This window comes from Prochlorococcus marinus XMU1411 (assembly GCF_017696075.1).
In the GTDB taxonomy this organism is placed as follows: Bacteria; Cyanobacteriota; Cyanobacteriia; order PCC-6307; family Cyanobiaceae; genus Prochlorococcus_A; species Prochlorococcus_A marinus_V.
The window spans coordinates 231,422-244,082 of the sequence record NZ_JAAORI010000004.1 but is presented as its reverse complement, the minus strand read 5'-3'; the positions used below and the strand labels follow the sequence as shown (position 1 = coordinate 244,082).

Sequence of the window (12,661 nt, the reverse complement as noted above, 5' to 3'; positions counted from 1 at the left end):
TATCTAAAATTAATGGAGATAAGACGCAGGCCACCAAATCCAACAGTAAGGGTAGAAAACTTAGAATATGCTGTACCTCATAGAGAAGCACAAGCAAAAAATATTTTGGAAGAAATTGTATGGCACAAGGATATTGAAATTAAGAATTTTAAAAAAATAGTCTCTTTAGAAGATCTCATCAAAAAGATTGAAAAACTTCCTACTCCCAAAGATTTTTACAAAAATATCTTGGAGTCAAAAATAAAACCAGGAGTTATTGCTGAAATAAAAAAAGCTAGTCCGAGTAAAGGAGTTATTAGAAAAGATTTTAACCCTGAAAATATAGCAATTTGTTATGAAGGATTAGGTGCATCATGTATCTCAGTACTAACCGATAAAAGGTTTTTTCAAGGTAGTTATGAAATTCTCGAAACTGTAAGGAAATCAACTAATCTGCCTCTACTCTGCAAAGATTTTATTATTTCTGCTTATCAGATTTATAAAGCAAGGGTATCTGGTGCTGATGCAATATTATTAATCGCTGCGATTTTAAGTGATGATGATTTAATTTATTTAAAGAAAATAGCTGATAATTTAAAGATGAGTGTTCTTGTTGAAGTCCATAACTCTAATGAATTAGAAAGGATTCTAAAGTTAAAATCTTTTAATTTGATTGGAATAAATAATAGGGACTTAAAGACTTTTAAAACTGATTTAAAAACATCAAAAGAATTGATGCATACGTATGCAGATATATTTTTAAAACAAAATATTATTCCCATAAGTGAATCCGGAATTAATTGTGCCGAAGATTTAGAATCGCTTAGATCTATTGGAATCAAGGGAGTATTAATTGGTGAAACTTTTATGAGAGAAAGTGATATTGAACAATCGTTCAAGAAATTATTTAACTCAATTTAATATTGACTTCAAATCGTGCTATAAAATTGAATAAAAAGAGTTGTACTGAATATATATGCAGGCTGTAATTTTAACAGGTATAGTAGCAGGATTTGTGCATGTAGTTAGTGGCGCTGATCATCTAATTGCAATGGCACCAGCAGCTATTAATAATCCCCAAAAAGCTCTTAAAAATAGTTTCTCATGGGGCTTGGGACATTCTTCAGGAGTCCTCTTGTTAGCTTTTCTAGCGATTTTTATTAAGGATATTACGCCATTAAACAAATTTTCTAGTATTGCCGAATTCCTAGTTGGAATTTCACTTCTAATTGTTGGAGTATTTGCTATAAAAAATTCTTTTCAATTAAGTATCCACTCGCATTCCCATAAGCATGAGAATGGAATTGCCCATCGTCACTTTCACTTTCATGTTAAGGAACAAAAAAATAATAATAAGCACTCACATGCTTTGACTGGTTTAGGCTTGCTGCACGGTATAGCTGGAGGTTCACATTTTCTTGCAGTTCTTCCTGCTTTAGCACTACCTTTAACAAGCGCTTGCTTATATTTGATTTCATATTTGATTGGTTCACTCATAAGTATGAATCTTTTTACTTGTTTAATATCTTTTACCACCTTTAAAGCAAGTCAAAAATTTATTAAAAGATTAATAGCTTTAGCAGGAGGGCTTTCCTTTTCTTTGGGATTATTTTGGATTCAAAGAAGTGCTTCTGTTTTTTTGAATTAAAAAATTATTTAATTTAGGAATAATTAATTTAGAGGTGACAATCCCAATTATTTTTTCTTTATTGATTAATCCAAATTTATTACTATCTTCGCTAAATGCAATATTGTCGCCAATAACCTCAACGTTATTTTGATTTACTGAATTTATCCTTTTTATTAGGTTTTTATTTTTAATTGGATGATTAAAAATAACTATTTGTCGATTTTTAAGTATTGATTTATTCTTTTTATATTTTTTAAAAAATACAATATCTCCTTCTTTTAGGTTAGGAAACATCGATTCACCACTAACAATCGCGGTTTTTCTTAAGCCTAAAAAAAATAAAATAAAATCAAAAAAACTTTTGAAAATAATTCTAAATTAACTAGCTTTTACAAAAGCGTCTGTTCTTCCTTTTGAAGCCCAGAAAATATTATGTATCTTTTCTACATAACTCATTAGTTCTTCGGCTTGAGCTAAATCAATATTAACTTTGCATGCACTGCATAATTTGGCAGCCTTCCAAATGGTTTCATGTAAGTCTGGATAAGTTTCTAGGTGAACTGGTTTAAAGTAATCTGTCCACAAAATTAGAATTTCTTTCTTTGTTTCTTTTGCTTGCTCCTCTTTAACTGCAACATATCTAGAAAATGTATTACTGTAAGTGGCCCACTCTGCTGAATCAGTGCTAGAAGGAGCTTCTAATGCAATAAGTTTTTTTGTCATTGATAAAACTGCTTCAGCAGCAACTCTAGTAGATGCTGGATCATAAACACCACAAGGGCCATCGCAGTGAGCATGGACTGGTATTGGGGATTTTTTATCTAGAAAAGAATTGATGAATTTACTTAACATTTCAAATAATTGGTGATGTATATATATTACTTGGAGATTAACTAAATTGAAAAGTCTTAAATATTTTTCTTACTTAATTTAATTGACTTTTAATAATTCAACTTCAAATATCAAAGTTGCATTGGCGGGAATAACGTTTCCTGCCCCTCTTGATCCATATCCGAGTTCCGGAGGTATTGTTAATTTTCTTTTACCTCCAACTTTCATTCCAGAGACACCTTCGTCCCAACCTTTTATTACTCGTCCAGCACCTAAGGGAAAGCTGAATGGAGCTCTACCAATACTGGTATCAAATTGTGTTCCATCTTCTAGGGTTCCTGTATAATTCACAGTAACTGTTTGTCCAGCAATAGCTTCATCTCCTTCCCCATTTACGATATCCGAAATTATAAGACCACTTTCTGTAGTCCTTGAATTGCTTTCTGATTGTGTTTCTTCTGCCATAGCGAAAAGAATAGGATTTGGATCTGATGGGTCTAGCTCAAATAAATTATTATTTGAAACATTTGATGATTTTGCAAAAGGTGTTTTTTGAATTAACTCAGTTTCTGATTCTGCAGCATTAACAACTTGTGGTGAATTAAATTGACTGAAAATAGTTAATGAAACACAAAAAACGAAAACTGCAAAACTAATAAAGACTTCTCTCACTTAAATTTTGAAAGTTACTAAACTAAGTTTACAGAATAAAGGTAGAATATATGCGTGATTATAAATTTAATTTCGTAATTTTAGATTGTTAATCCCGATTCAAATTAAAAGTTTAAGAAAATATTTTAACCCTTGTTTAGGTGGAATTTTAGGAGGAATTTCAGTCTCAACTCACTTTTGGCTGATTTTTATGCCTATTTCTTTATTTATTTTATGGGAGGGAAGTGAAAGGAAAATAGCAAACTTTTGGTGGGGTTTTTTCTTTGTTTTGATAAGTCATTCATGGTTATATGATCTTCATCCATTGACATGGCTAGGCTTTTCATGGTTTGCAAGTTTAATAATTGCTATTTCAGTATTGTTATTTTGTGCTTTTTGCGGCGGGTTATTAGTTTATTTATGGGGGCTGTTAGTTGAAATGATTCTCTGGAAAGAGGATATTTTTAAAATGAAAATTATGCCTTTAACCTTAAAAGTATTTTTTTTATCTTTGACTTGGGGGATTGGTGAATTGATACTTTCTCAAACACCTTTTTTCTGGATAGGTTTAGGTGAAAGTCTAGTCCCGGGTGATATTTATCTTGCTGGTTTGGCAAGATGGATTGGTGCAAGTGGTTTATGCGTATTACAAATATTGATTGGATTTTGGATTTTTTTTATTCACGGTAGATGGATAAGAAAACTTCATTTTAAAAAAATATTTATTTCTGGACTTTTGATAATTATTTTCTTACATTTATTTGGGGGTCTTACAAATCCCATAAAGAGAAATCCTGAATTTCCTGTGGCTATTTGGCAAACAAATATCCCAACAAGAGAAAAATTAAAAATAGATGATGAGTTTATTAAAGAAAAACAATCTATCGCTCAAGAATATGCTTTAGCCAATCAAGCAAAACTTCTTGTTGCTCCTGAAGGAACTCTATCTAATAATTTTTATTTATCTAAAGGCATTAAGATTAATACCTTGGCAGGAGGTTTCAGAAATTCCAACAATGGGTTGAGAAGTTCTTTACTCGGATTTCAAGTTGGAGATAAATCTTTTACCTCTTTTGTAGATAAAAATAGACTTGTTCCATTAGGTGAAAAAATGCCTAGATTCCTAGATAGCTTTTCAAAAGGATTATCTGCAGTAGGAGGAATTCAACCAGGTTCTGAGTCAAGATTTTTTGATCCTAAATTTACACCGCCGTTAGCAGTAGCGATTTGTTACGAAATTAGTGATGGATTGAAAATAAGAAAGGCTATTAATAGCGGTGCAAAACTTATAATAACTGCAGCAAATTTAGATCCCTATCCAACTAAGCTGTATTATCAATTCCTTTCTTTGGCTAGATTAAGAAGTATTGAAAATAAGAAAGATAATTTACTTGTATCAAACACAGGCCCTTCGGGTTTAGTTCAGGATGATGGAAAAATAATTCAAATGCTAGATTTAAATGTTGAGCAAAATGAATTAGTTTTCCCTAATTTTTCATCCGAAGAGACTTTCTATACAAAATTTGGAGATAAACCTATTTTGTTTTTGTTTATATTGTTTATGGGATTAAATATCTTTTGGAAAATTAATTAATTAATTAATCCACCACCTAATAAAATTTCTCCTTTATAAAAAACTGCAGCTTGTCCAGGCGTTACCGAACTTTGACTTTCTTCAAAAATTAATTTAAATGTTTTAGTTGGATTATCTGAATTTTTTAAAGGAATTAAAGTTGCTTTTACTGGATGACTTCTATATCTGATTTGAGCTTCTACTTCTATCTCTTGCTTAGGTTCTTCGATTGAAACCCAGTTAACCTTACTAATTATTGCTTCTCTATTAAATAGATCACTTTTATCTGCTACATAAACTATGTTTTTCACCCTGTCTAAACTTTTTACATATAGTGGTTCAGGCCAAGCAATGCCTAAACCTTTTCTTTGGCCTACCGTAAAGTGCTGTATTCCATTGTGATTTCCAAGGACTTTACCATTTACATGAATAATTTCTCCTTCTTTGGGTTCAATATGTTTATCGATAAAATTTTGCATTGATCCATAATGCTCCACTAAACATAAATCTTGACTTTCTGGTTTTTGAGCAGTTCTAAGGCCTAATCTGAGGGCTTCCCTTCTTGTTTCTTCTTTTTTCATTTCCCCAAGAGGAAATTCTAATCTGTTTAGTACTTCTTGAGAAAGAGAATAAAGAAAATAACTTTGGTCTTTGTTTTCGTCAGCACCTCTGAGAAGAAGGATGTCTTTAAATACAAAGCTTTTGCAATCAAGATTTTCAGCATAAGATGATTTTTTTATCCTTGCGTAATGTCCGGTCGCAATATGAGTAAAGTCTTTTTTGCTTATTGCGTAATTAAGCATCTCTTCAAACTTCACATTCTTGTTACACATCGAACATGGAAGTGGAGTGAATCCTTTCTCATAGCTTTCAGTAGTTTTTTTGATTACCTCTCTTTCGAAAATTTCTCTTGAGTCTATTATTTTATGATTAATTCCCAAATCTTCACAAAGACCAGCAGCATCTACTAATCCTTCAGAACAACAGGAGCCTTGTCCTTTCATTAGCCAAAGAGTTAGTCCCTCAACATTCCAGCCCCCTTCTACAAGAAGAGCAGCTGAAAGGGAACTATCTACACCACCAGAAAGACCTACAATAATATTTTTCTTCTTTTTAGTTTTATTATTAGAAGAAAAAAAGTTCTCTAAATTTTTTTTCTTTTGTGTCTTTAACATGGAAGTTTAATTTTTGAACAGTACTTCAATTGCTTTGTACTAATTATGAATGATTTTGGATGTCCAACAATTAGAATATTAAATAAATAAGAGATATTTTTATAAAGTTAAAGAATCATCTTTCATTTTTATTAATCACTACAGAATATTTAAAGTTAAATGGGAAAAGTAAAAAAAATATTAATTGTCCATCGGTATTTCTCCCCTGATAAATCTTCATGCTCAGAAATTTTATATAATTTAGCTCGTTTCTTATCAAGTAGAATTGATGAGGTTGATATTGTAACTAGTTATCCTCAGCGATATCAATTTAAAATTTCAAGAGAAAAACTTAAACTTTTTGACGGAAATACTAATTTAAACATTCATAGATTAACTCTAATAAAAGAGAGTTATTCTGGTTTGCCAAGAATATTTAATGCTTTTTTTATGGGAGCAGTTGTAACTTTAAAATCTATATTTAAAAAATATGATATTGTCATCTGTACGACTACTCCTCCTGTTGTAACAGCATTCTTTTCCGCAATAGCATCAAAAATAATAGGTTCAAGATTCATATACTATTGCATGGATATAAATCCAGAGATTGGAATTTTAACTGGTATTTTATCCAATCCAATTGTTGTGAAAACCATGTTTTTATTAGATAAGTGGACATGTTCCCAGGCCTCTCCTGTGATTGTGCATTCAGAATCTATGAAGCAATCAATAATTAAAAGGTTTAGTAGTAAGAAAAAGTTAAATTTCACTATCATTAATAGTCTTACCATTAAAGATTTTAATTCTGAAAATAATCTTTCAAAAAAATTGAACCCAAGTACTTTTAAGATTATTTATGCTGGAAATATTGGAAGATTTCAGGGACTTGAAAATGTTTTAAGAGCTTTTTCTTTGATTAAAAGTTCAGATGTGGAACTTATCCTGCTTGGTGACGGGATATTAAAAAGTAAACTTCTTAAATTAAGCAAAAAATTGAATACTAACGTCACATTTATAAATCAGATAGATCATCAATCTGCTAAAGAACTAATTAGGGAAGCTGATATTGGTTTAGTACCTCTTTCAGAAAATTTGTATAAATATGCATACCCTAGTAAAACAATGACATACTTGGAGCAGGGAGTTCCTATTATTGCGCTTATAGAAAAAGAAAGTGATTTAGCTAAAATTATTAATAGTAAAAAATGTGGATTTGTCGTTTCTCTTAAAGAGCACAAGAAGCTAGCTAACTTAATAGAAAAATTATATAGTGATCAATCTTGGAAAAAAAGTTATAAGAAGGCTGCAATAAATGCTTACAATGAGAACTTCTCTCCAGAAATAATATTACAAAAGTGGTCAGATGTCATATTGAACTATCGTTGCAAATAAATAACCTTTGGATATTATGTGATCACATATTATTTTTTATGAAAACAATTTATTTTGATAGAGAAGAAATTTTTTATGATTCAATTTCTATTCGAAATAAATTTCAATTAGACTCAATTTACCTTCATAATAATGCCGTTGTTAGATTATTAGGTGAGGTTACATTATCTCCAAATACATACTTTCAGGGTGAATCAAGTATTTTTAACGGAGTGATTATTGAATGTGGATCTGTTCTTGAAAATGTATTTGTTAATAAGGAAACTAATATTAGACCCTACTCTATTATAAGAAACTGTTCTCTTGGTAAGAAAAATATTATTGGACCTTTTTGTTTCTTACGGGATAATTCTATAGTTGCGAATGATTGTATTATTGGTAGCCACGTTGAAATGGCAAGAAGTAAAATTGGTAATAATGTAAAAATTTCTCATCAAGCTTTTCTTGGTGATGTGCATGTAAAAGATAACGTTATTATTGGAGCTGGAGTTGTATTTTGTAATTACGACGGAAATACTCATCGAAATTCTATTGTCGAAGAAAACGTATTGTTAGGTTCTGGCACTATGATAATCAGTCCAATAAAAATAGGTAAAAACTCTAAAATAGCTGCTGCTAGCGTAGTTACAAAAAATTTGGCTAATGATCAACTTTTTATTCAACGTAGAAGATAAATTAATGGACTTGGCTTTTAAACTTATTCCGTTAAATATATTATTTACCTTCTTATGTTCTTTAGCTTATACACGAATACATAAATTTACTAGGAAAAATGGAGTACCAAAAGGTTTTGGATCAATTGCAAGTATTATATTTTTTATATCTATTTATACTTATAAAACTGATAATTATATTTCCCTTTTTCTTCCAAGCCTAATAGTAATTGTATTAATGACCTTAATATATTATTTGGACGATTTATTTGAATTGAGTCCTTTTATTCGAATGGTTATAACTTCAATAACGATAACTCTACTTATAAATATGCCTATTGGTTTGGACTTCTTAAATAAATTCCCATCTTTTTATCTAATTGTTTTTTGTATTTTAATGATCTCCTCATTGGTTTTAGTTAATGTTAGTAATTTTTACGATGGTTCTAATTTAAATATGTCTTCTTTAATATTTTTAATGGGCTTAATTCTAATTATATTTAATGAACAAAATTTAAGAGCTTTCGATATAATCGGCTCTTGTTTATTAGGAATATCAATTGGGTTTGCCATTTTAAATTGCAGACCTAATTGTATATATATCGGAGATTCGGGAAGTTTTTTATTTGCATTTTTATTCTTGACGCTTTTAATGTTCTCTTATGTTATTTCTCCTGAAATATTTTTTTCTTTGTTTGCGTTAATAGCTTTACCAGTATTTGACGTTTTTTATGTAATTTGTTTAAGAATAAAATGTTCGCATAATTTATTAATTAGAAATTACCTTCATTTATATCAAAGAATGGAAATTTGTAATCAAAACTATAGTTACCTCTTACCTGTCCCAGTTAATTTATTTGTTGTTTTATTAAGTAGGTCTCTACTAAGAAATTTTATGAATGATTACGTAGCTATGTATATTTCTATTATTTTTATCACTCCCATAAATTACTTGCTTTTAAGGTTTTTCTTTGTAGAGAAAGAATACTTTTTTGGAGATGGCAAAAAGCATGAAGGTTAATATGCCATGGCCAAAGGTATGCTTGGTAGGTTTAGGAAATCATGCAAAAACTAAATTGCTCCCAATTCTTGTTGAACTTTATGATTTAAACCAAATTTCAACGGTATCATCGCAAATCAATAATGCAAATAACATAAAAAATAATTTTTATTCTATTAGTGAATCTTTTCCCCACAATAAGTCTAATTGTTTATATATTTTATCTTCGCCCCCAAAATATCATTATTCTCAAGCTAAGGCTGCTCTCTTAGCTGGATTTGATGTAATGGTAGAAAAGCCATGTTTTATAGATTCTTCTGAATTACAAGACCTAATTCAGATTGCTAAATCAAAAAAAGTATTGTTAATTGAGATGATGATGTATTTGCAAAATAAAATAGTGAATATTTTCATTAATAATTTACGATTTGATATTAATAAAATTAAATCAATAAGATCACAATTTATTATTCCAAGTATTCCTTTAGGGACTTTTAGAAATGAAAAATCTCTATCTTCCTCATTGTTGGCTGATATAGGCTGTTACCCACTGAACTTTCTTTCAGAATCAGGTTTTGATCTCAGAGAAGTTGAAATTGAGACCGATAAAAATCTAAATAAATATTTTTTTTATTCTAAAAAATTAAATGATAATCATACTTCTTTTAGTTGTGAGTTTGGTTTGGGTAACAATTATTCTAATTACATTAAAATAATTTATAAAAATGATAATTTTATTCAACTAAGTCCTTTTTATTATGGAAGAAAGGGTAAAAGGGAATTAACTATTAATATGAATAATAATATTAAAATTAGAAATGTAATAGAAGAGAATTGTTTTAAAAAAATTTTTTTAATCTCAAGAAATCAATGGTGTAAGACACAAAATACTAGATTCCATAACATGATACAAGTTACAGAAACTCTGCAAAAACTATCAAAACAAGTTAACTTACCTTCAAATTAACTATATTAAAATGATTACACATTTATATTTTTTGAAAGATTAGTTCTGTAAAATTAAAAAAAAAATCATTAACTGTGCTTGAACTTCCTAATGAATCAAAGTTATTCAAAAGTGTAGAACGAGATAGTGATGCAAGAGGAAATATAACTTCAATAGTTGATTATCCAGTACAGAATGTTTCTATTATAGATAGTGTCAAAGGATCGATAAGATCAAATCATTTTCATAAAGTTGATTTTCATTTTATGTATGTATTAGAGGGTTCTATTGATTATTTTTTTAAACCTATAGGTTCGAAAGAAGTTAGATATTTTAAAGTTTTAAAAGGAGATACAATTTTGAGCCCAGCAAATGAAATTCATGGATGTTATTTCCCAGAGTTTACATCTCTTGTTGTAAGTAGTGGCTTCCCTAGAGATCAGGAAACTTATGAAGCAGATACTACACGAGTAAGTTTTTTAAATGATTCGAACATACAGGAATTTCTTGAAAAGTATGCTCGAAGCAGATAAGTTTGTTGAAATAAAGAATTGTAGATTATGCAATTCAACTAATTTGGATAATTTTGTTGACTTTGGATTAATACCTCTAGGCAATAATCTTCTCGAAAATAGTGAAGATGCGGCTAGTGCCGATGCTTATCCATTAAGTATTAAAAGGTGTTCGCGATGTAATCATTTTCAATTAAGTACATCAGTTAATCCAAAAAAGTTATACGCAACAAACTACACTTACTTAAGTAGTGTAGGAATCTCTTTTATTGAACATATTAAGCAATATGCTGAATGGGCTGTAAAAAGGTTTTCTTTGGGCAAAAACTCACTTGTCTTAGATGTTGGATCTAATGATGGTTTAGGGTTGCAATATTTTAAAAAGTTAGGCTGTAATGTTTTGGGGGTTGATCCCGCTAGCTATGCGGCTGAGATAGCTAATAAAAATAATATTAATACTATAAATTCATTCTTTACTGATGAGGTTACTAATGAAATACTGAAGAATTATGGACAGGTGGATTTTATTACATCTCATAATGTATTAGCTCATATCGATGAGATTGATAGTGTATTTAAGAACATTTATAAGTTATTAAAGGATTCTTCCAGTTTTGTATTTGAGATAGGATATTTTAGAAATGTTCTTGAAAATAAGCTTTTTGATACTATTTATCATGAACACCTAGATTATCATCATGCCAGCCCATTAGTTAATTACTTAACTAAGTTAGGTTTTGAAATTGTAAATATCACTACAAATAAAATGCAAGGGGGTAGTCTCCGTATTGAGACAAGAAAAACAGGAAAAGGCTCTATTACCAAAGAAGCTTTAGAATTTATATCTTTAGAAAATAAATCAATCCTTTATCACAGTGATTTTCTTAATTCTTGGAGAAGAAATGTAGATAAAACCATGAAATTATTAAATCAAAAAGTTTTATTATATTCAAAAGAAGGTTGTGAAATTGCTGGATATGGAGCTCCCACAAAAGTCACTTTATTACTTCACTTATCAAAGCTAACTAAAAATGAAGTTTCTTACTTAATTGAAGATAATATACTGAAAGTAGGAAGATATACTCCAAGAGCTTCTATTCCTATTTTTTCTTTAGATGAACTGAAATCTAGAAAGCCAGACATTATAATAATATTTGCTTGGAATTTTGCTGATGATATTATTAAGAAGCTAAAAGAAATAGTTGATTGGAAATTAAAATGTATTGTCCCTTTGCCTGAATACAAGGAGAAAGTATTGTGATAAATTCTAATTCAATAATTTCTGTAATAGCGCCACACCCAGATGACGAAACTATAGCTTTAGGTGGGACGATTGCAAGATTTTCGAATTACGGATGTAAAGTAAGAATATTGGTTGTATCAGGACATTTGCCACCTCTTTATCCTAAGGAATCTTACGAAAGAACAGTTGAAGAAGCCAAAATAGCATTTAAATTATTGGGAGTAGATGAATATCAATTTGGATCTATACCTGCTACGTTTGTTCATCAAAAACCAGTCTCAGAACTAAATAAGTTGATTGCAAGCTTTATATCTGATAGTAAATCAGATGTTGTTTTTATTCCTTATCCTGATAGGCATATTGATCATAGGGTTATATTTGATGCTTCTGTTGTGGCTTGTAGACCAGTTGGAGAATATTTTCCTAAGTTAGTTTTTAGCTATGAAACCTTATCGGAAACTCATTGGAATGTCCCCGGAATCGAACCTCAATTTTGCCCTGAAGTTTTTATAGACATAAGTGATCATATTGAAAAAAAAATTCAGGCCTTATCTGCTTATAAATCACAATTAACTAATGTTGACTCAAGATCTACTGATGCTTGTAAATCACTTGCACGTTTTAGAGGAAGCCAAAATGGATGTGAATATGCTGAGGCATTTAAGATTGTTAGGATGATAATATGAATATTTTTTAAGGTTTAAAATCCCATGTTAACGCGTCATCTATATTAAAATAACGAAAAAATACGATGAATTTTGTATATTAACCCTTTAGAAAGAATTTATTCGATCGGTTTTTTAGAAAGAAGGATATTGATTGTTTTTATAGATTTTATATTATTAGTATTCTCAGTTATTTTCAGCCTTAGTTTTTATATTAGCGATTCTAAATCCTTTACATATTTGTTAATCGAATATAAGGCAATTATTTATACATTACCAGTTATAGGTATTTTTGTTTATCTGTTCTCAGGACAATATAAAAGTATAAGTAGATATTTAAATAGAAGAACTCCTTATACATATGTAAAAAGGAACATTTTTATTATATTAATAACTTGTACTTTAAATTATATTTTTAGATTCCCAAATCCA

Annotated in this window: 14 protein-coding genes; 10 read left to right on the top strand and 4 right to left on the bottom strand. The window is 29.6% G+C overall.

Annotation, left to right across the window (positions count from 1 at the left end):
* Positions 1-12 precede the first annotated feature (12 nt).
* Positions 13-900: an indole-3-glycerol phosphate synthase TrpC gene (trpC, locus tag HA145_RS07350; protein WP_209128542.1), complete on the top strand. Its 888-nt coding sequence runs from the start codon at positions 13-15 to the stop codon at positions 898-900.
* A gap of 55 nt (positions 901-955) precedes the next feature.
* Positions 956-1,627, top strand: coding sequence for a hydantoin utilization protein A (locus HA145_RS07345; RefSeq protein WP_209128541.1), 672 nt, complete (start codon positions 956-958; stop codon positions 1,625-1,627).
* On the opposite strand, the gene sodX is transcribed toward HA145_RS07345, so the two are convergent.
* The 3 genes from sodX to HA145_RS09640 form a co-directional block, all read right to left on the bottom strand.
* Positions 1,586-1,978 carry a nickel-type superoxide dismutase maturation protease gene (gene sodX, locus HA145_RS07340; protein ID WP_209128655.1) on the bottom strand — a complete coding sequence of 131 codons (393 nt, stop codon included), beginning with the start codon at positions 1,976-1,978 and terminating at the stop codon, positions 1,586-1,588. The two genes, HA145_RS07345 and sodX, sit on opposite strands and share 42 nt — an antisense overlap.
* 9 nt (positions 1,979-1,987) lie before the next feature.
* Entirely contained in the window at positions 1,988-2,461 is a 474-nt protein-coding gene (gene sodN / locus HA145_RS07335; protein ID WP_209128540.1) for a superoxide dismutase, Ni, read from the bottom strand.
* A gap of 78 nt (positions 2,462-2,539) precedes the next feature.
* Complete coding sequence (locus HA145_RS09640) at positions 2,540-3,112, bottom strand: FKBP-type peptidyl-prolyl cis-trans isomerase (protein ID WP_209128539.1); 573 nt, start codon at positions 3,110-3,112, stop codon at positions 2,540-2,542.
* Positions 3,113-3,197: 85 nt separating this feature from the next.
* Between HA145_RS09640 and HA145_RS07325 the strand changes: the two genes are divergently transcribed.
* Positions 3,198-4,685: an acyltransferase gene (locus tag HA145_RS07325; protein WP_209128538.1), complete on the top strand. Its 1,488-nt coding sequence runs from the start codon at positions 3,198-3,200 to the stop codon at positions 4,683-4,685.
* Here HA145_RS07325 and mnmA read toward each other — a convergent pair.
* Positions 4,682-5,839 (bottom strand): tRNA 2-thiouridine(34) synthase MnmA, encoded by a 1,158-nt coding sequence (gene mnmA / locus HA145_RS07320; protein WP_209128537.1) that lies wholly within the window; start codon positions 5,837-5,839, stop codon positions 4,682-4,684. The two genes, HA145_RS07325 and mnmA, sit on opposite strands and share 4 nt — an antisense overlap.
* A 159-nt stretch (positions 5,840-5,998) precedes the next feature.
* On the opposite strand from mnmA, the gene HA145_RS07315 reads away from it, so the two are divergent.
* The 7 genes from HA145_RS07315 (at position 5,999) to HA145_RS07285 (ending at position 12,250) form a co-directional block, all read left to right on the top strand.
* Complete coding sequence (locus HA145_RS07315) at positions 5,999-7,210, top strand: glycosyltransferase family 4 protein (RefSeq protein WP_209128536.1); 1,212 nt, start codon at positions 5,999-6,001, stop codon at positions 7,208-7,210.
* A 38-nt stretch (positions 7,211-7,248) separates the two neighbouring features.
* Positions 7,249-7,884, top strand: coding sequence for a DapH/DapD/GlmU-related protein (locus tag HA145_RS07310; RefSeq protein ID WP_209128535.1), 636 nt, complete (start codon positions 7,249-7,251; stop codon positions 7,882-7,884).
* Positions 7,853-8,884, top strand: coding sequence for a hypothetical protein (locus HA145_RS07305; RefSeq protein ID WP_209128534.1), 1,032 nt, complete (start codon positions 7,853-7,855; stop codon positions 8,882-8,884). The genes HA145_RS07310 and HA145_RS07305 overlap by 32 nt, the downstream gene beginning before the upstream one ends.
* A 1-nt stretch (position 8,885) precedes the next feature.
* On the top strand, positions 8,886-9,830 hold the full coding sequence (locus tag HA145_RS07300) for a Gfo/Idh/MocA family oxidoreductase (protein WP_209128533.1): 945 nt from the start codon (positions 8,886-8,888) through the stop codon (positions 9,828-9,830).
* 74 nt (positions 9,831-9,904) lie between these two features.
* A complete protein-coding gene (locus tag HA145_RS07295; protein ID WP_209128532.1) occupies positions 9,905-10,342 on the top strand; it encodes a hypothetical protein in 438 nt (145 codons plus the stop codon).
* The gene (locus HA145_RS07290; protein WP_209128531.1) at positions 10,326-11,582 is read left to right on the top strand and encodes a class I SAM-dependent methyltransferase; all 1,257 of its coding nucleotides are present in this window, start codon (positions 10,326-10,328) and stop codon (positions 11,580-11,582) included. The genes HA145_RS07295 and HA145_RS07290 overlap by 17 nt, the downstream gene beginning before the upstream one ends.
* Positions 11,579-12,250, top strand: a complete 672-nt coding sequence (locus tag HA145_RS07285) for a PIG-L deacetylase family protein (protein WP_209128530.1) — start codon at positions 11,579-11,581, stop codon at positions 12,248-12,250. The genes HA145_RS07290 and HA145_RS07285 overlap by 4 nt, the downstream gene beginning before the upstream one ends.
* Positions 12,251-12,661: the final 411 nt, after the last annotated feature.